The sequence below is a fragment of the Virgibacillus salexigens genome, assembly GCF_000723585.1.
Lineage (GTDB): Bacteria > Bacillota > Bacilli > Bacillales > Amphibacillaceae > Virgibacillus > Virgibacillus salexigens.
In genome coordinates, this window is sequence record NZ_CCDP010000004.1 from 65,398 (window position 1) to 85,510 (window position 20,113).

Annotated in this window: 18 protein-coding genes, 1 pseudogene and 1 riboswitch; of the genes and pseudogenes, 14 read left to right on the top strand and 5 right to left on the bottom strand. The window is 37.2% G+C overall.

What is annotated here, in order from left to right:
* The first annotated feature begins 38 nt into the window (after positions 1 to 38).
* Positions 39 to 269: an excisionase family DNA-binding protein gene (locus BN990_RS20850; protein ID WP_021290662.1), complete on the top strand. Its 231-nt coding sequence runs from the start codon at positions 39 to 41 to the stop codon at positions 267 to 269.
* Between the two features lie 53 nt (positions 270 to 322).
* On the opposite strand, the gene BN990_RS20855 is transcribed toward BN990_RS20850, so the two are convergent.
* Positions 323 to 1,753: an aldehyde dehydrogenase family protein gene (locus BN990_RS20855; RefSeq protein WP_021290661.1), complete on the bottom strand. Its 1,431-nt coding sequence runs from the start codon at positions 1,751 to 1,753 to the stop codon at positions 323 to 325.
* A gap of 93 nt (positions 1,754 to 1,846) precedes the next feature.
* Complete coding sequence (locus BN990_RS20860) at positions 1,847 to 2,833, bottom strand: DmpA family aminopeptidase (protein WP_021290660.1); 987 nt, start codon at positions 2,831 to 2,833, stop codon at positions 1,847 to 1,849.
* A gap of 107 nt (positions 2,834 to 2,940) precedes the next feature.
* Between BN990_RS20860 and BN990_RS20865 the strand changes: the two genes are divergently transcribed.
* From BN990_RS20865 to BN990_RS20910, 11 genes and pseudogenes are all read left to right on the top strand, one after another.
* A complete protein-coding gene (locus BN990_RS20865) occupies positions 2,941 to 3,507 on the top strand; it encodes a TlpA family protein disulfide reductase (protein ID WP_021290659.1) in 567 nt (188 codons plus the stop codon).
* A gap of 97 nt (positions 3,508 to 3,604) precedes the next feature.
* The gene (locus BN990_RS20870; protein WP_158295269.1) at positions 3,605 to 4,714 is read left to right on the top strand and encodes a CdaR family transcriptional regulator; all 1,110 of its coding nucleotides are present in this window, start codon (positions 3,605 to 3,607) and stop codon (positions 4,712 to 4,714) included.
* Between the two features lie 117 nt (positions 4,715 to 4,831).
* Positions 4,832 to 6,247: a glycolate oxidase subunit GlcD gene (gene glcD / locus BN990_RS20875; protein WP_021290657.1), complete on the top strand. Its 1,416-nt coding sequence runs from the start codon at positions 4,832 to 4,834 to the stop codon at positions 6,245 to 6,247.
* A 44-nt stretch (positions 6,248 to 6,291) separates the two neighbouring features.
* Positions 6,292 to 7,617 carry a (Fe-S)-binding protein gene (locus tag BN990_RS20880; RefSeq protein WP_051170060.1) on the top strand — a complete coding sequence of 442 codons (1,326 nt, stop codon included), beginning with the start codon at positions 6,292 to 6,294 and terminating at the stop codon, positions 7,615 to 7,617.
* Positions 7,618 to 7,702: 85 nt separating this feature from the next.
* A riboswitch (FMN riboswitch) is annotated at positions 7,703 to 7,850 on the top strand.
* Between the two features lie 266 nt (positions 7,851 to 8,116).
* Positions 8,117 to 8,758, top strand: a complete 642-nt coding sequence (gene ribE / locus BN990_RS20885; RefSeq protein WP_021290654.1) for a riboflavin synthase — start codon at positions 8,117 to 8,119, stop codon at positions 8,756 to 8,758.
* A gap of 12 nt (positions 8,759 to 8,770) precedes the next feature.
* Positions 8,771 to 9,367: pseudogene (gene ribB, locus BN990_RS20890) on the top strand (3,4-dihydroxy-2-butanone-4-phosphate synthase); the annotation flags it as partial.
* 19 nt (positions 9,368 to 9,386) lie between these two features.
* Positions 9,387 to 9,851: a 6,7-dimethyl-8-ribityllumazine synthase gene (ribH, locus tag BN990_RS20895; protein WP_021290652.1), complete on the top strand. Its 465-nt coding sequence runs from the start codon at positions 9,387 to 9,389 to the stop codon at positions 9,849 to 9,851.
* Positions 9,852 to 10,112: 261 nt separating this feature from the next.
* A complete protein-coding gene (locus tag BN990_RS20900) occupies positions 10,113 to 10,292 on the top strand; it encodes a hypothetical protein (protein ID WP_021290651.1) in 180 nt (59 codons plus the stop codon).
* A 13-nt stretch (positions 10,293 to 10,305) separates the two neighbouring features.
* Positions 10,306 to 12,180, top strand: a complete 1,875-nt coding sequence (locus BN990_RS20905; protein WP_021290650.1) for an ABC-F family ATP-binding cassette domain-containing protein — start codon at positions 10,306 to 10,308, stop codon at positions 12,178 to 12,180.
* 133 nt (positions 12,181 to 12,313) lie between these two features.
* Positions 12,314 to 12,799, top strand: a complete 486-nt coding sequence (locus tag BN990_RS22795; protein WP_148530750.1) for a hypothetical protein — start codon at positions 12,314 to 12,316, stop codon at positions 12,797 to 12,799.
* 87 nt (positions 12,800 to 12,886) lie between these two features.
* Entirely contained in the window at positions 12,887 to 13,468 is a 582-nt protein-coding gene (locus BN990_RS20910; protein ID WP_021290649.1) for a hypothetical protein, read from the top strand.
* A gap of 25 nt (positions 13,469 to 13,493) precedes the next feature.
* Here the strand turns inward: BN990_RS20910 and BN990_RS20915 are convergent, their stop codons facing one another.
* Positions 13,494 to 15,212: a hypothetical protein gene (locus BN990_RS20915; RefSeq protein ID WP_021290648.1), complete on the bottom strand. Its 1,719-nt coding sequence runs from the start codon at positions 15,210 to 15,212 to the stop codon at positions 13,494 to 13,496.
* A 136-nt stretch (positions 15,213 to 15,348) separates the two neighbouring features.
* Between BN990_RS20915 and BN990_RS20920 the strand changes: the two genes are divergently transcribed.
* Entirely contained in the window at positions 15,349 to 16,401 is a 1,053-nt protein-coding gene (locus tag BN990_RS20920; RefSeq protein WP_021290647.1) for a C45 family autoproteolytic acyltransferase/hydolase, read from the top strand.
* A 125-nt stretch (positions 16,402 to 16,526) separates the two neighbouring features.
* Entirely contained in the window at positions 16,527 to 17,198 is a 672-nt protein-coding gene (locus BN990_RS20925; protein ID WP_021290646.1) for a hypothetical protein, read from the top strand.
* Positions 17,199 to 17,298: 100 nt separating this feature from the next.
* Here the strand turns inward: BN990_RS20925 and BN990_RS20930 are convergent, their stop codons facing one another.
* Positions 17,299 to 18,645, bottom strand: coding sequence for a CoA-disulfide reductase (locus tag BN990_RS20930; RefSeq protein WP_021290645.1), 1,347 nt, complete (start codon positions 18,643 to 18,645; stop codon positions 17,299 to 17,301).
* A 27-nt stretch (positions 18,646 to 18,672) separates the two neighbouring features.
* Complete coding sequence (locus BN990_RS20935) at positions 18,673 to 20,016, bottom strand: sodium-dependent transporter (protein WP_021290644.1); 1,344 nt, start codon at positions 20,014 to 20,016, stop codon at positions 18,673 to 18,675.
* Between the last annotated feature and the right edge of the window lie 97 nt (positions 20,017 to 20,113).

A 20,113-nucleotide genomic window follows, 5' to 3' on the forward strand; every position in this document is an offset into this window, starting at 1 on the left:
GTTACATTTCCAAAATGTATAGAAAGGGATGGAGGACAATGTATCTAACCATATCGGAGACAGCGGATTATTTATCTATGGAGGAACAAAAGATTAATGCGCTTGTTTTACAGGGAAGAATTCGAGCGGTTCACGATGGAGATCAATATTTAATTAATAAAGAACAATTCACTACTCATCTTGAACAAATGGAGAAATATCGAAAAATGATACAAGATTATTTAAATGAGCCTATTCCTGAGGATATAGATGTGAAGGATGAAGATTAACGAATATGTAAAGAGGTTCTTCCAATATGGAAGAACCTCTCCTTTGTGTTTGCTTAAGAAGGTAACCCGAGCACTGCTTTTTCTTCTAGATATTCTTCAATTCCAAAGTCGCCCCATTCGCGGCCAATGCCAGATTGCTTATATCCGCCAAATGGTGCAAAGAAGTCAGTTGGTGCATTATTTATTTGGATTTGGCCAGCCTTAATATGATTAGCTACAAAGGTTAATGTTTCTTTATCCTTTCCAACTACATAACCCGCAAGTCCGTAAATGGTGTCATTAGCAATTTCGATTGCTTGATCTAAATCATCATATGTGATGATTGTTTGAACTGGACCAAAAATCTCTTCTTGAGCAATTGCCATATCATTGGATACATCCGTAAATACGGTGGGTTTAGCGAAGTATCCTGTTTCTAGACCTTCTGGTTTTCCTTTACCGCCAACTAGCAATGTTGCACCTTCATCTATCCCTTTTTGGATATAGGATTGAACAGTATCCCATTGATCTTTGGAGACAAGTGGGCCTGTTGTATTTTCTTTTTGTTGAGGATCTCCATACTTAAAGGAAGGTAATACTTTCTTAATCGCTTCTTCAAAATCCGATTTCATAGAGCTTGGAATAATGGCACGTGTTGCCGCTGAACAAACTTGTCCTGTATTCATCATAATATTGGAAACTGCTGTTTTTGCAGCTTCTTCAACATCGGCATCTTCTAGAACAACAAGTGGTGATTTACCACCAAGTTCTAGAGCTACTTTTTTAATTGTTTTTGCTCCATTTTGCATAATTTTCTCCCCAACTTTTCCTGATCCTGTAAAGGATACAAAGTCAATATCTGGATGTGCACTAATCCCATTGCCAATGGTAGAACCAGTGCCATTTACAAGGTTGAATGCACCTTTTGGAACACCAGCTTTATCAATAATTTCAGCTAGCATAATTGCCGCAAACGGGGTCATGGATGCAGGTTTTAGAACAACTGGGCTCCCTGCTGCTATCGCTCCTGCAATCTTCGTAGATGTTTGATTGGTAGGGAAGTTCCATGGCGTAATTAAACCACTAACACCAATGGATTCTTTACGGATCGTATGTCCACCTCGCTCCTCTTCAAATGTAATGGATTTTAATGCTTCTGCTGCATGAGTAAAATGATTATATCCCATTTGATAATGCACATCTTCAGATATTGACAGGGGAGCACCTAATTCAGCAGTCATGACCTCAATAAATTCATCTTTTCTTTTTTCATATTCCGCAGCAATGCTTTCAAGCATTTGAATACGTTCTTCTTTCGTTGTTTTTGAAAATGCTGGAAGTACAGCTTTAGCTGCATCTACTGCTTTATCTAAATCTTCGCTTGTACCTGAACTAATTTGACCGATTATTTCTTCTGTTGCTGGATTAATAACATCAATGGTTTCGGAACCAGTCGATTCCACCCATTCGCCATTAATAAAATGTTTTAAATTTGTGCGTTTCATATGAGAACTCTTCCTTTCCATCAGAGTTTTTCTTATAACGTTGTACTCTGTGTATTCCCAGTGCATTAAATTTAAAACATTCGTACCAAGTGATTATACTAAAGGTGCTCTTTCAATAATTCTTCCTTTTCTCCCAACCGTAGTTACGGCTGTTTTTAATGACCGCACGACTGCTTCTTCAATTATTTCTGTAACTGCTTGAAATAACTGATTCATAATTGGATGCTCATCACGCAAGTAGGTCAAGGATGCTTTCATAGATTGCTTATTCTGGTGATAGGTATGTGCGGTAGAAAACGCAATAGCGATATCTCCACTACCATTATCTAAGTGACTTCCAGTTCGTCCAAGACCAGCTGCACAACGTTTGGCTATTCGATTCAATTGACGATCATACAGAGGAGCATCCGTTGCAATTATCATCATAATCGATCCATCAGGGGTATCTAATTCTATAGTTGGCCAGGAAGCAAATTGTGCATCCTCGCGTTTACCATAGTTACTGACAATTAAACAGCCAATGTGATACTGTTCATTTTGATCTTCTACTATTCGTGATGCAGTACCTACTCCTCCTTTATAACCAAAACAGACCATCCCTTTTCCGGCACCAATTGCACCTTCTTCTACAGGGGAAGTACTTGCTGTCTGAATGGCTTCTATAGCATGAACTGGAGAAATGGCTGGATACCTTGCTGAATTTAAATAACTGTCATTACATTCACCAACGACAATATTAATTGAACTAGCGGTATCACCAATTTCTTCTGTTGTTTTAAGCATGTATTCCATGGTTCCTTGCCATACATAACCAACACTAAAAGTGTTCGTCAACATAATTGGTGATTCAATGAGACCTAGCTCATTTACTTGGATCAGCCCTGTTGTTTTTCCATATCCATTTAGTATAGCACTACCAGCATGCACTTTATCTCGAAAAACATTTCGATTATGTGGGAGGATGGCTGTCACTCCAGTACAAACTGTTGTTTCCTTATCGATTTGATGATGTAAAGTAACATGCCCAACGGATACCCCAGAAATATCAGTAATGCAATTGGATTTTCCTTTTCTCAACATCCCATTTAGTCCCCCTTTTTTAGTATTATATCAAAGTAGTATGTTGACGTAATTGATGTGGAATAATAAAGCCAAATAATATATGAAGGAATTCAAGGAGGACATGTATGAAACATAGTAAACGAATATTGGTTTCCATTATTGCTGTTGCTGGAATTATCTATTTCCTTTCTGTTAGTGATTTTTCAGCTCGCCAAGAAGAAAAAAACACACAGCCAGTGAATAATACAATAAAGCCAACTAACCTGGATACAGGTATTCATGTCGGGAAGCTTGCTCCTGATTTCACACTGAAGGGACTGGATGGAAAGGAATATCGATTAGAAGATTTTAAAGGGAAGAAAGTAATGGTAAACTTTTGGGCATCTTGGTGCCCTCCTTGTAGAAATGAAATGCCGGATATGCAACGTTTTTATGAGGATAAAGATATCGTTATCCTAGCAGTTAATTTAACCGATACGGAAAGAAAGGCAGAAGATGTTCAGCAATTTGCCAAGGAATATAAGTTATCTTTTCCTATACTTTTAGATAAAGACGGAAAAGTCAGTGAGAATTATCAAATAAAACCAATTCCCACAACGTATTTAATTGATTCAAAAGGTTATATTCATTATAAAGCGTTTGGGGCAATGTCTTATGAGTTAATGATTCAAGAATTTGAAAAGATGAAGTAGGGTGAAAACAGTTGGAAGGAAATTTACTTCTGGCTGTTTTATTTTTTAGTCTATTTTATACTAAGAATAGTATATAAAAGGAATTGGGTGAATGGAAATGGACAGTCTATTTCAAACCGATCGATTATACCAATCGATTGTACTGGAAATTAATCGTTTAATAAAGGAACAAGTAATATTAACAAACGATCAAGGAGTTATTGTGGCAAGCACGAACACAGAAAGGCTTGGCATCTTTCATGAAGGTGCTTTTCTTGCAATGCAAAAAAAAGAAAAGATGATTATGACGGATCAATTGGTTCATCAGTTGCAAGGTGTAAGGCACGGCATTGTTATCCCCATCATTATTAACGATGCTCCCTTAGGAGTGCTGGGTATTACTGGTGATCCACAAATTGTTGAACCATATGCAATGCTTGTCCAGAAAGTAACCGAATTATTTATCCATGATTCCCTAACAAGAATCAATCAGGAAAGTAAGATGCGTGATATTGAATTTTTTATATTTGATTGGCTAAATCATACCATTGATCTAACAAGTTTAGATGAGAGAAGTAATTTTTTACAAATTAATATGTACCAATACCATCAAGTTATCGTGCTTAAAAGCAAGGAGACCCATTTTAATCTTTCTTATCACCAATTAGAAATGGTCAAGAATATTTGGGATTATACAATAGAGGTGCTGTTTATTCGATGGGGACAAGATAGAATTGTTATGCTTATTGAAGATATCGATCAATACAGACTATCAAAAAAAATCAATTACTTCTTAGAACGAGTGGAGCAAATAAATGGGTTCCGATTATATGCTGGAATTGGGAGACAGACAAGTACGGAGCGGCTATCTGATTCATTTTCACAGGCAATAAAGGCATGTGAACATGCGAATCAGCAATCACCTGTTGTATTTGAATCTGATTTACGATTCGAGATGCTTCAACATGAATTATCTTCTGAAACGAAACATCAATTTGTTAAGCGGACATTAGGGAAGTTAATCACCGATAAGGTCTTGATGCATACACTAAACAGTTGGTTTGAACATGATATGCAGATGCAGGTTACTGCTGATCATTTACATATTCATAAGAATACCTTAACCTACCGTTTAAATCGAATTGCTTCATGGACGCAGCTTGATCTAAAAAGTATTGATGATTTAATGCTCCTATATATAGGATTCCGATTTTCTCTGGAAGAATAGTAACTGTGCATATGTACAAATGTATCCGTTATCTAATGAAAATATTTGTGTTTATAGACATATTTTTTTTCGTTAATATTTTATAAAATAAAAATAGTATGAAATAGGAGAATGCATATGTTACATAGTGAAGTGAAAGGGAAATTGCTAGCCATTGTTGGAGCTGAGAATGTAGAGGATAATAATGCGAGCTTATTAGCTTATTCTTATGATTCTACAGCAAGATTCCAAGCATTACCTGATGCCATGGTTGCCCCTCGCAACACAGAAGAGGTAGCTGGTGTGGTGAAGGTTTGTAATGAACATAAGATTCCAATTGTCCCGCGTGGTTCTGGGACAAATTTATGCGCTGGTACGACACCAACAAAAGGTGGAATTGTTCTTATATTTAAACACATGAATCACATATTGGAAATAGATCAAGAAAATCTAACCATGACTGTAGAACCAGGCGTTTATACGAAAGATATTTTAAATGCTGCTATCGATGTTGGTTTGTTTTACCCTCCCGATCCCGGATCCATGCATATTTCACAAATTGGCGGCAATATTAGTGAAAATTCTGGAGGTCTTCGTGGATTGAAGTACGGTGTTACTAGAGATTATGTGCTTGGTCTCGAGATTGTTTTACCTAACGGTGAAGTCATCCAAACAGGTGGGAAATTGGCTAAAGATGTTGCAGGTTATGATTTAACTAGGTTATATATAGGAGCGGAAGGGACACTTGGAGTCATTACGAAAGCTATCTTGAAGTTAATCCCTCAGCCAGAAACAAAAAAGACAATGCTAGCACTTTATGAGGATTTAGAAGCAGCTGCTGAAACCGTTTCTGCAATTATTGCGAATCGAATTATTCCTGCAACATTAGAATTTCTTGATCAAGCAACTGTTCAAGTAGTTGAAGATTTTGCTGAAATCGGTTTGCCAGTTGAGGCGAAGGCGGTATTATTAATTGAACAAGATGGTCCACCTGAAGTAGTAGACCGTGATATGGATAAGATTGAAGAACTATGTAAGGATAATCGCGCATTTGACGTCCAAGTAGCGAAAACAGTGGAGGAAGCAGAGCAATTAACCGCTGCAAGGAGATCCGCATTATCTGCGTTATCCCGTTTAAAGCCGACTACGATTTTGGAGGATGCTACCGTACCACGGTCTGAAATTGCAAAAATGGTAAAAGCAATTGGTGAAATTGCAGAAAAATATCAATTAAACATTTGTACATTTGGTCATGCTGGGGATGGTAATTTACACCCTACTTGTCTAACAGATGCTAGGGATGAAGCAGAAATTGAATTAGTAGAAAAAGCGTTTGAAGAGATTTTTCAACAGGCAGTAGCATTAGGTGGCACAATTACCGGAGAACATGGAGTAGGCATGATGAAGCTGCCTTATTTACACCTGAAAGCTGGAGAACATGGGATTGAGGCAATGCGAAGTATTAAACAGGCGATTGATCCAAATGGAATTATGAATCCTGGGAAAATGATTGAACCAAAAGGGAGACAGAGAATGGTGGTGGAACACCAGTGAATATACAAGAAAAACAACAAATTCAGCAAGCTTTTCAAGAGACGATGGATTATGATGAATTAATGAATTGTACACGATGCGGCTTCTGTTTACCAAGCTGTCCGACATATATCGAAACCGGAAGAAACGAAGTGCATTCCCCCAGGGGGCGGATTGCTTTAATGAAAGGGCTTGTAGATGGAGTGATTGAGCCTAGCCAAGAAGTAAAGGATTCGATTGATATGTGCCTAGGCTGTAGAGCATGTGAACCAGTTTGTCCATCTGGCGTAAAGTTTGGTAGGTTATTAGAACAGGCAAGAGATGCCATATATCAACATAAGAAACAAACTTTACCTGAAAAACTAATCAAAGGCATCTTCTTTAAAAATATATTTCCATATCAAAATCGAATGATGGGGGTAACAGGGCTGTTAAGTTTTTATCAACGGTCTGGTGCGCAGAAGCTTGCCCAAGCAACAGGGGTTATGAACTTGTTTCCTGAAAGTATGCGTTCAATGGAAAAGGTGTTGCCAAGCGTCCCAAAGAAAAGTCAAATGAAAGATCGTCCTCGGCATTTACAACCTCTAAAATTAGAGAAAAAAAAGAAAGTAGCTTTTTTCTCTGGCTGTCTCATGGACACGATGTTTATGCATACCAATGACGCTACTGTAAAATTGCTGCAGTATGCAGGTTGCGAAATTGTCGTACCTTCTTTACAAGCATGCTGTGGTGCTCTACATGGGCATAGTGGAGAAATGGAGCAGGCAAGAGAAATGGCCAAACGCAATATTCAGGCATTTGAAGAAGTGGAAGTGGATTATATAATTTCGAATGCTGGAGGGTGCGGTGCCTTTTTAGTAGAATACGATCATTTATTAAAGAATGATTCAGAATGGAGTACTCGTGCAAAGCGTTTTTGTAATAAGGTTAAAGACATAACAAGTATATTAATTGAATTGGATTTTCATAAACAGCCACTATCTTTGGATAATCAAATCGTTACTTATCAAGATTCCTGTCATTTGAAAAATGGTCAAAGAACATTTATGGAACCTAGACAGCTGCTTGAATCCATCGATGGTGTACATTATGTAGAAATGAAGGATGCCGGTCGATGCTGTGGATCAGCAGGAATTTACAATATTGTGCAATCAGAAATGTCGATGCAGATATTGGATTACAAGATGGAGCAAGCACAGAATACGAAGGCGAAAACAATCGTTACAGCTAATCCCGGCTGTTTGTTACAAATGAAACTAGGAATTGAACGTGAAGGACGATCTAATGAAATGGAAGCTGTTCATATTGTTGATCTCTTACTTCAGGCATATGAAAATGTAAATGTTCGAAGCAATCTACATGATGAAGCAGCAACTTATATAAGAGCATAAACCAATTTTGATCAGTTAAAAGTATAAATGAGTTGCGGTTTTTCATATTTTATTATATAACTGTATTACAAGTTCATAGTTAATTAGTTTCCTTCGGGGTCGGGTGAAATTCCCAATCGGCGGTGATGAAGCAATAGGCTTCTTAGTCCGTGACCCGTGCGGCAATATGCCAAGCGGTGGATCTGGTGCAACTCCAGAGCCGACAGTTAAAGTCTGGATGGGAGAAGGAATTTTAATCGTTCAACATGCATCGTAACTTAGTATTATTTGATTACGTTTATTGGTCATTTTAAAAATTGGATGACTTCTATACGTGTTTTAGCATGTGTTGATCAAAATTCTGTACGTAAAGCCTCTGAAGTGAATTCAGAGGCTTTTTTTATACTGAATAAAGGAAGGTATCCTCAGTATAAACTCTCGCTATTTTTCTTGGTGAAGTCCGTTCTGCCAAGTATACTAATGTCCCGAGTACTACAAAGAGATAAAGGGAGTGAATTATTTGTTTACTGGAATTATTGAGGAAAAAGGTATCATTCGATCAATGGAACAATTATCCAAATATGCGATGTCATTAACCGTGAATGCTGAAAAGATACTAATGGATATGGAAGTTGGTGATAGTATCGCTGTCAATGGTACTTGTCTAACCGTTACGTCCTTTGATAACAAGAGCTTTTCAGCGGAAGTGATGCCTGAAACCGTAACGTCCACATCTTTACGTACACTTAAGACAGGTTCTGCAGTTAACCTAGAAAGAGCAATGGCTGCTAATCGTAGATTTGGAGGTCATTTTGTTACTGGGCATGTAGATGGAACCGGAAAGGTTGTTGGAAAATATTACAAGGAAAATGCGATCTATTATGACATTGAGTTGAATAAAGCTCTAGAGAGATATGTATTAAAAAAAGGGTCCATTGCAGTTGATGGAGTGAGCCTGACCATCTTTCATGTTCAGGGGAATGTGTTCACAATATCACTTATACCTCACACAGCTTCTGCTACGATATTGGGGAAAAAAGATAAAGGCAATCTCGTCAATATTGAATGTGACGTGCTTGCAAGACAAGTGGACCGACTTATTTCGTATTCTACCGAGTCGCAGGAGCTTGATGAAGATTTCCTGAAAAATACTGGTTTTTAAGGGGGAACAGTAATGAACACAATCCAAGAAGCGATCGATCAATTAAAAGCTGGTCAAGCAATTATTGTTGTGGACGATGAAAATAGAGAGAATGAAGGAGATCTTGTAGCCCTTTCTGATAGGATAACACCTACTATGATAAATTTTATGATCACCCATGGGAAAGGGCTCGTCTGTACTAGCATTGAATCCGATGTAGCAGAAAGAGTAGGGCTTTCTTTAATGACTTCGAATTCAAACGATCCATTGTCAACAGCTTTTACTGTCAGTATAGATTATAAAGAAACGACTACAGGAATTAGTGCATATGAACGCGCTACAACCATTCGAGCACTGGTCAATAAGTTTGCTATGAAAGAAGATTTTAAACAGCCGGGACATGTATTTCCTTTAATTGCAAAAGAAGGCGGCGTTCTAACACGTCCAGGGCATACCGAAGCATCTGTAGATTTGGCAAAACTTTGTGGAGCTTCTCCTTCTGGGGTTATTTGTGAAATTATTAATGAGGATGGAACGATGGCAAGAGTGCCAGATTTGGAGAAAATGGCAGACAAATTTCAATTATGCATGATCTCAATTGAAGATTTAATAAGTTATTTAACAAAAAGAGTAGAGGAGTGTAAGTAAGATGGCAAAAGTTGTAGCAGGAAACTTAGTAGGGACCGATTTACGAATAGGGATTGTAGTAAGTAGATTTAACGATTTTATAACAAGCAAATTATTAGAAGGGGCTAAGGATGCCTTAACTCGACATGGAATAGCAGAACAGGACATTACTGTTGCATGGGTTCCTGGCGCATATGAAATTCCATTAGTTGCTAAGAAAATGGCCTTACAAACAGAATATGATGCAATTATTACCTTAGGAACAGTGATCCGAGGTTCAACTCCTCATTTTGATTATGTTTGTAATGAAGCAGCAAAAGGTGTATCGCAGGCTTCACTACAATCAGAAAAGCCTGTTATTTTTGGTATTCTAACGACCGAAACGATTGAACAAGCGATTGAGCGAGCTGGGACAAAAGCTGGAAATAAAGGAGCAGAAGCAGCACTCTCAGCTATTGAGATGGCAAACTTATTACGTTCCTTATAGGTTGATAATCAAATGCAACAGAAACCATATTCTCCCCTTCGTGTAGACAGGATCATCGAATGCTGTTTACGTTGGGGTTTTTTTATGTTAGAAGATCTGAGCTCTTTTTGAGATAATTATTGTAAGTACGTATCTGCTATCCAGCTTATGTTGGAAAAATAAATAGCGATAGGATAAACTGAATAAATGGGGCATTTTTGACTGAAATCATAGAGCATGTTGCAATATACGTGTTTCGGTGTTAATTCGGGGGAGATGAATATGAAACTATTAATTGGTCAATTAGTACTAATTGCTGTGGTCTGGACGTCGATGGCTGTTTTTTTTTCTGAGATGACAGAAGCGAGTAAAATTATATTTTACCTTGTGACATCTTGGATGCTATTGTTGATTGTACTGATTATTAAAACATGGATAAAAGGAAGAACCAATAGAGATTGAAGGATGAGCGTGTATGTTAACCGTTGAAAATATAACTAAAACATTCGGAGAGAAGACATTATTTGATCAAATATCTTGTACCATTACGGAACGGGAAAGAATAGGTTTAATTGGTGTTAATGGTACGGGGAAGTCAACTTTCTTAAAGACACTTGCTGGTATAGAAGTTCCTGAAGAAGGTGTTATTCAACATGCCAAAAATTATCAAATTGAATATTTGCCTCAAGAACCAAAGTTAGATCCTGCTTTAAAGGTAATTGATCAAATCTATTATGGGGATTCGCAAATGATGAACGTAATGCGAGGGTATGAACAAGCTTTAATAGATTTACAGCATGATGCAATGAGTGAGTCAGCACAAGCCAATCTGTTTCATATGCAACAAAAAATGGACGAAATGGGTGCGTGGGAGGCAAATACAAAAGCAAAGACAGTACTAACCAAGCTGGGGATTACCGATTTTAATAAACCAGTAAGAGCCCTTTCAGGAGGTCAAAAAAAACGCGTTGCAATTGCAAAAGCACTTATCCAGCCTGCAGACTTGTTAATCTTAGATGAACCGACAAACCATTTAGATAATGAATCCATTGAATGGTTGGAAAAGTACTTACTCACCTATCCAGGGTCATTGTTATTAGTTACGCATGACCGCTATTTCTTAAACCGTGTAACCAATCGTATTTTTGAGTTAGACAAAGGAAAGTTGTATACGTATATGGGGAATTACGAGATCTTTCTTGAAAAAAAGGCGGAACGGGAAGCGTTAGAAAAAAGTAATGAGTTGAAGCATGCGAATACATTACGAAGAGAACTTGCCTGGCTAAAACGAGGGGCAAAAGCTCGTTCTACAAAACAAAAGGCGAGAGTTCAACGCGTGCATGACATGAAGGAACAGACTTTTGATACCAAGAAAGAGACACTTCATGTACCTGTTGGTTCTGTTCGACTTGGCAAACAGGTTATAGAATTGAAACATGTGGAAAAGTCGTATGAAGGCAATCAGGTACTAACCGATTTTAATCAATTAATTGTACCGGGAGACCGCTTGGGCATCGTAGGAGCAAATGGAACTGGGAAAACGACATTGCTAAATATAATGGCAAACCGCTTTGCACCAGATAGTGGAGAAGTTACTATTGGTGAAACAGTTAAAATTGGCTACTATACCCAAGGAGACGAAGAGCTCGACGGTAATTTACGAATCATTGATTATATTAAAGAAGTAGCAGAAGTCATTCATACGATAGATGGAACAGTTATTACAGCAGAACAAATGCTAGAGCATTTCCTATTTTCTCGATCAGAACAATGGACCTATATTCGCAAATTATCTGGTGGAGAAAAACGGCGTTTATATTTATTGAAAGTGCTAATGAAAGAACCCAATGTTTTATTCTTGGATGAACCAACCAATGATTTAGATACACAAACGCTAAGTGTATTGGAAGAATATCTGGATTATTTCCCTGGTGTTGTCATTACCGTATCGCATGATCGCTATTTTTTAGATCGAGTGGTCGATCGTTTACTTATTTTTCATGGCAATGGAAGCACAAGTTCGTATCATGGAAATTATACGGATTATATGGAGAAGCAAGGAGTTGAAACAGCTGCTGCGAAATCTGAAGATCTTCATAAGTCTAAAAACAACAAACCGAAAAAACAAAAGAAAAAATTGTCGTATCAAGATCAAAAAGAGTGGAATGAAATTGAAGATGTCATCACGCAATTAGAAGAAAAGCTTGAAGCAGTCCAGTCTGATATTGCAGGTGCTGGCAGTGATGCTGAAACTGTACAGCAGCTATATAAAGATCAACAAGAAATAGAAGCGGAACTAGAAGCGAAAATAGCAAGATGGGAAGAGCTTTCCTTATTAATCGAAGAGTAAAGGTATTACCTGTTTGTCAGCTGTCGATCGCATCGACAGCTTTTTTATAATTCTTAAAGCAAATTCCAAAAATTTGATAAGTTACTGCTTGATGAAGGAATAATTAGGGGAACTACAGCAACAGTATTGGGAAATGACATCGAATATAGGTACATGGTATTTTTGGTTCAATATCGTGTGTTTTATACTTCCATTAATTATCCTTATTATTGTTATTGATCGGAAAAGAATATTTGAAATTTGTTTCTATGGTTATTCTGTTCATATTTTAGCATCAAGAGTAGATAGCTTTCTTGAAAGTAATAATTATCTTGTTCATCCCCATAGTTTAACTTATTTGCTTCCTAGCGATGTGACAGTGACTTCAGTAGTTTTGCCTGTTAGTTTTATATTTATTTATCAATACTGCACAAATCAAAAGAAGAACTTTTATTTCTATGCTTTATTATTGTCTCTCGTCATTTCTTATGGTCTTGACTCTATGTTCCTTGCAGTAGGCTTCCTGAAACTACATCAGGGGATGAATTTAACTTACTTATGTATCATTAATTTTGCAGTAGCATGTTTGGCATTCTGGTTAACGAATTTGTTCCGGTTGTTAAAGAATCGGGGTATATAAGCTCAAATAATTGCTGTGTTTTCTGTATAAGGAAGAAAATAATAGCTTAAACTAACCACAATAATGCGTAATTAGGTGGTTATTCAGATGAATGTTGATGCGTTATATCATCAAATATACGAACTTAAGGAGCAACTTTCATTCCTTCGAACAGAATACTGGTACCAAACCTCTGGTGTTGATACGTGGTATTTTTGGTTTAATATTGCCAGTTATATTGTACCGCTAGTTATTTTATACTTATTTATCGATCGAAGACGTGTCTTTGAAATCGGGTTTTTTGGCTATTCGATTCATATGCTTTGGGGCTATACAAATAACTTTTTAAGTATAAATAATTTATTGGTCCATCCCCATAGCTTTTCCTTCTTAATACCTGTTGGTTTGTCTGTAACAGCAGTAATACTGCCTGTTGGATTTATGTTCATTTACCAATACTGTACGAATCATAAAAAGAACTACTATTTCTATGCTATTTTACTTTCTGTTCTTTTTGCTTATGGGTTCGGTGCATTTAGTATTGCTGTAAACTTATTAGAATTGCATAAATGGATGACATTAACCTATGTTTTCCTAATTGATGTTATGGTAGCCTTTTTAGCTTATTGGCTAACAAAATTTTTCATCTGGATAGGAAGGCAATCCACAAAACAACAGGCAAAGGATTAAGTACGTCCTTTGCCTGTTGTTAGCATTATTGTGAAAGAGCATCGATGGTTATTGTCTCAACAATTGCTGTTTGATTGTCCCGCATATTTGCTTCCAGTTCAACCTTGTCTCCTGTTTGTAGGAAGATTGATTTAGGAGCTTTTCCAGAGTTTACCGTATAAATCGTCGGGTCATCCTCAAGTAAAAATTGCACAATTTGTTTTGTATCTTGTGTCGTAACAATAACTCTCTCGATCGTACCAGCTCTTTTTTCCAATGCTGCTTCTTCCGTAGATTCCACATTACTTGGATCCTGTGCTAGTGCTAATCGATAGGCATCTAATGTACTTCTTGCCGTGTCTCCAAATACAACGAAGTCTGAATCAGCAGCTTTGATATAAGCATAATGCTTAAATAGCCCATTGGGATCTAGCACGTTCACAACCCATGTTGGATTGCCATCAATATTATAGAGAATTGGCATGGACCCCGTCCAATTCTTCTCAGGAAATTCTTTATTTACAATTTCCTTTGCACCTTTACTGTCCATAATTCCATTATTTTTATCCCCGTTAAAATAGGTTAACTCACCGGTTCTTGCGTTAATTAATGTATAACCAAGTGCAGAGTCAATATTTTCTTTTGGAGATGACATATCTGTGAAATAATGCATTTCTCCATTTTCATCAAAAATTGGCGTTACATTGCTTTCTGTTCCAGATTCATTAGGAATTTTTACATCCTTTTTACCAAAGATAGAATTGAGCCATCCATGCACATACTTCCCAAAGTAATCATTTTCATCTGAAGCCATTTCTGAACTAATTGGCCCATCGACGAAACGTGGCGCTTCCTTAGCTCGATATAATTTTACATTGCCGGTTACTGGATCAACCATAGCAACATGTATTTTTTCTAGATTTGGTTTATTTGTCATCCCAATTGGTTTATAGAGAGTTTGAACATACCAAGGTTTTCCTTCTCCATCCACTTCAATTTGGGCTTCACCACTTTGAATATAATCCGGATAAGCATTATAAACCGTTCTTGTTACATTATGATGAAAGTAACTAGAGTTGGTATAGCGCATATTACTATTATGGAACTCAGGTTGTGCATTGACATCCGTGGCCGAAATTGTGAAATAACCTTCTGTCTCTTTGCCTCGGAAATATCTCCAGAAACCAGTAAATTCTACAGGTGCTACAAAAACGATATCTTCACCTATTTTTTGAACTTGTAATTTACCTAAATCATAGAATTGTGTATTTGGTACAACACTCATTGCCTTTTGTACTTTATTACGAGCAGATTCTGGTGATACCACGATCGGTGTTGCATCTTTATCCAATGGCTTTGCCTCATCTACTTCTTCTGTTGTGATTGAATCATGTGTGTCATCTAAGGTGAAAATACCCATTACGAAGAATCCAGGAATAGCTATGATGGCGAATAAAATAATTGCCCCAGTAATCGCATCAAATTGCTTACTGGATTTTGTAAAAGGCTGACTAGAAGTCAATACATATAATCCGACCATCCCAACAAATCCGATAATGATGTTAGCAATGGTTATTGTTGGAATTGTAATTGCCGGCATGAAAATATAAACGATAATAATGCCGATAATAAAAAGGGTAGCAAATACGATGCCAACTGCTTTTAGTGTGGTCATGCGAAATTTTTTGTTTTTAAGCACAAAAAATCCAGCAATGACAAAATACAAAATAAATGAGAGAATGGTTGTCGTTAAAATTCCTGTCATAATTTCATCTCCTATTCTTAACTCTACTATTATATACGTAGGATTGTTATAAAAAGTTTCAAGAAAGGCAATTTGATTTTCAACTGGAATAAAAATCATTAAAATAGGGAGAGATGCAGAAAAAGGGGGGATCGGTTTGAAGCAAATTTATAGTGATGTCATCCAATTTAGGGGGAATCATTATCAATATGGCTGTATGCAGGGTAAAGCTTTAAAGGATTCTTATATATTAGAGAATCGAAAGAAGCAGTGGAAAATTAGGCAGCCGCGATTTGCCATTCATGAACAAGAAGTAAAAGCAGCTATTACTCCCATTGCCCCAGGTATTTGGGACGAATTGCGCGGATTAAGGGATGCATTGGATTGGACAATGGAGGATGTATTGCTGGAATTTGGCGGGTTCCGCTTGGAATATAAAAAAAGTGGATGCTCTATATTCACAGGTAGTGAATATATGATTCGTAATTATGACTATCATCCGAAAACGTATGAGGGTCGCTATACTGTATTTCAACCACGTGATCAGGGATATGCGACGATTGCTCCTTCCCAACGTATAACAGGGAGAATGGATGGTATGAATGAACATGGGTTGGCGATGGGCTATAATTTTATTCATCGTCGCAAACCTGGAGACGGATTTATATGTAATATGATTGGAAGAATGATTCTTGAAAACTGTAAGAACACGGATGAAGCCGTTCAATTACTAAAAGAAATACCGCATCGCCACTCATTTAGCTATGTTTTATTAGATAAAAATGGGGAAACCTTTATTGTAGAAGCTTCACCTCGATCGGTTCAGGTACGTCAATCGAATGTTTGTACGAATCATTTTGAACAATTAACTAAGGAAAATCGGTATCATTTGGATGATTCATATCGCAGGCAGCAAGCTATACAAGCACAAGAAAAGGAGACAATGACTGCATACCAGGCATTTACAATGATGAATGATTCCACCAGAGGGGTATTCTCAAAAAAATATAAACATTGGGCTGGTACCATTCATACATCCGCGTACTTTCCAAAAGAATTAAAGGTTTGGTTTGCTCTAGGAGGAGATCGAGAACCATTTGTTTTTCACTTTAAAAACTGGTTAAATGGCGATGACTTTAACACTAGTCGGATAATTGGAGAGGTGGATACAGAGCTGCCATTTGTTCATATGGAAGGAAATGTGCGGTGATTAGTAATTTTGTGAAAAGCATGTTTAAATTTGAGAAGTTTATGGGAAAATAAATTTATACTTTCTTTTTTTATAACAGCAGTTATAATATACTCAGGTGAAATATCAAAGTAGGAGGTAACCTAATGAAGCTCTTTCAGGTACGGAAAGGTCAATTCGTTTTCTATCGAAATGAATTGCATAAGGTGTATTCGGTTAAACCGATGTTTAAAAAATCAGTTCACTTATATCGTTTAAAAGATATGCAGCAGATTCTAACGAAAGCAAGTGAAATCGAATTGTATCGTCCGCAACATAATGATACATTTATTTTTTATGGAAAACGATATACGATTGATAAAGATAAACGACCAGAGCCAGGTGATTATATTTTAATTATTAAGCCTGCTCCCGATTTTCTCGATCATTATTCGCTTAATTCCATAGAAAAAGTCGATAGCGTGGAAGATGGGAATGTTGTAACGACAAGAGATAATGGTGTGAAACACAGTGAATATGTGGTAATGGTACCAGGAAAATCAGATGCAAGTCGTGAGATTGCTTATTACGATAAAAGCCTTGTTCCAGAAGAACAACAAATTCAAGATGAATCAATTAGTTATTTAGCTGAAAGTGATGGCAATATCAAACCGGTTGTCGGTGATATTTATATCGATGTAAATAATGAAACGAAAGCAATGATTGTTGCGATGACGGAAGATGAAGTAGTCTTTGGTCATGGTGTACGTATTCATGTAGCCGATCTATTAAATGAAGAAAATTATAAATTAGTATATCGTTTTGAAGAGGATCTATAAGGTATATCAACTTCAAATCACAAGATTTTAATTTAAGAATCAACTGAAGATGAACAAAAAAACTGTGCGATTGAAAGAATGAATCGCACAGTTTTTCTTATTATTTTTCTTCTAATTTCGAACTTGCTTTATAACCAAGTACATTAATGGGATCTTTAGGGCTAGAATATGGCGGGGCATAGGCCAATTCTAATTCAGGTAAATCAGTCACCGTGAGATTTCCCTTTATTGCAGTTGCTAAAACGGCTAACCGTTTGTCGACCCCAGCAAATCCAACCACCTGTGCGCCATAGATCTTTCCGTCCTGTTTACTAAATAATACTTTTAACCATATTTCTCCAGATCCGGGATAATAGCTGGCGTTAGACATGGTTTTAAGGGTCGCGGTTTCATAGTCTCGGTTTAGAGACTTTAAACGATCTGTATTCAGTCCAGTGGAGCCAATCGTTAAGTCAAATAGTTTTAGAATATTAGAACCTAGTGTGCCCTTATAGGGGATTTGTTGCCCTTTGATATGACTAGCTATAATAAATGCTTGTCGATGGGCAGGTCCTGCCAAAGCAATATTTCTTGGAATATCTATGATGGCATCTTTCGTTTCCACAACATCACCTAGTGCATATATATTTGGGTCATTAGTTTGCATAAACGCATTAACTTTTATTGCACCGGTATCCCCAATTGCAAGTGATGCATCTTCAGCAAGCTTTGTATTTGGTTTAACCCCTATTGCTAGAATAGTCATATCAGCTTGAATAGAGGTACCACCATTTAAGTGGAGCGTTTGCCCTTGGTTAGAAAAATAATAGAGAGCGTCATTAAGTACAACGGTGACATTGTTTTTCTTAAGATGATCTTCAATCATCTGTGCCATGTCTGAATCGACTATATTCATTACTTGTGACGATTGATCGATTAACGTACAATCTATGCCTTTGCTATACAGGTTTTCCACCATTTCCAATCCAATAAACCCAGCTCCGATAATTGCTGCTGAGGTTGGCTTTTCCTGCTCAATAAAGGAATGAATCGCATCCATATCTGGAATAGAATGTAAGCAAAACGTGCGCTTCATGTCCATTCCGTTAAATGAAGGAGCAACGGCTGAAGCTCCAGGTGATAAGATGAGTGTATCATAGGATTCGGTATGAATTTGTGAATCCTGTCTATACTCAATTTCTTTCGTTGTACGTTGAATCGCTGTTACTTCTGCATGGACTCGTACATCTACCTGATATTTCGCTTGGAAGTCTCCTGTTGCATATAAAATATCTTCTCTGTTTGGTATCTTATTCCCGATGTAGTAAGGCATACCGCAATTAGAAAAGGAGATATATTCCCCTTTCTCAAAGATAATAATTTCTGCATCTTGGTTATCTCTACGAATTTGAGCGGCTACAGTAGCGCCGCCACCTACTCCGCCAATAATAAGAATTTTTTGCGTCAATGCAATCACCTCCAGGCATAGTTTACCCTATATAATGCCGATTGAACCTAAGAAGACAATAATAATAGTAATCGGAACAAGCCAACGCATATTCTGCAACCATACATTATATATCCCATTAGATAGCTGGTTTCCATAAGAAAATTCTTGTTTAATTAACGTCTTATCCATTTTATACCCAATAAATAGAGCGATAAATAAACACCCACCAGGAAGCATAATATTACTTACTAAAAAGTCAGTAGCATCAAATACGGTTTTTCCAAAAATGGTAAAGTCAGCTAAACTGCTTGAAGATAAAGCAGCTGGAATACCAGCGATAAAAACAAGTATACCTGATATAAATGCTGTTTTCTTCCTAGAACGCTGTTTCTTTTCAGTGAACGCAGCTGTGATAATCTCTAACATACTAAAGGAGGATGTTAGAACCGCAAATAAGAATAATAAGAGGAATAAACTCAAGAATATTTCACCAAATGGCATTTGTGCAAATGCCTCCGGTAGTACAATGAATAATAGTCCTGGACCTTCTGCTGGCTCTAAACCAAATGCGAAAACAACAGGGAAGATAGCAAGCCCGGCTAACAATGAAACGAAAATATTCATAATTGAAACAGATCCGGCAGACATTGGGAGACTGACATCCTTCTTTAAGTAGGAACTATATGTAACCATAACAGAGATACCTACAGCAAGTGAGAAGAATGATTGCCCAAGTGCATAGAGTACATTTTCGGCATTTAACTTAGAAAAGTCCGGTTGAAGGAAAAAGCGGAGTCCTTCCATAGCACCTTCAAAAGTTAGTGAACGAATGACAAGTATGATAAAAAAGATAAATAATAATGGCATCAGTACTTTACTTGTTTTTTCAATCCCATCTTTAATTCCAAAAGAGACTACCATAATATTAATTAGAATAAATAATAGATGACCAATCAATGTAATTAACGGATTTCCCGTAATGGTAGCGAATAAATCTGCATAATTCGCCGTGTCGCTAATGATCAGACCTGGAATCGAAATAGCACTATAGATTAATACCCATCCACCAACAACACTGTAAAAGGACATAAGTAGAAAAGCGCCAACGACTCCCCAATGTCCAATGAATGACCAGCCAGTTTTAGGGGCTAGCTTTTGATAAGCTGTTACTGCTTCTTTCTGCGCTCCTCTACCAATAATAAACTCTGCTATTAATATAGGAAGACCAATGATTACTGTAAATGCGATGAATAACAAGAAAAAGGCCCCTCCGCCGTTCATTCCTGTCATATAAGGGAATTTCCAAATTGCTCCTAGGCCGATAGCTGCTCCAGCAGAAGATAAGATGAACCCTATCTTTGTCGACCATTGTTCTTTTTTAGGTTGCATACAAAACGTCTTCCTTTCTTTCTTTTTCTTCCATTTTTAGTACAAATGATATGTACAGGGAGGCGCAAACCTCCCCTTATGAATTAAGTTTCACTTT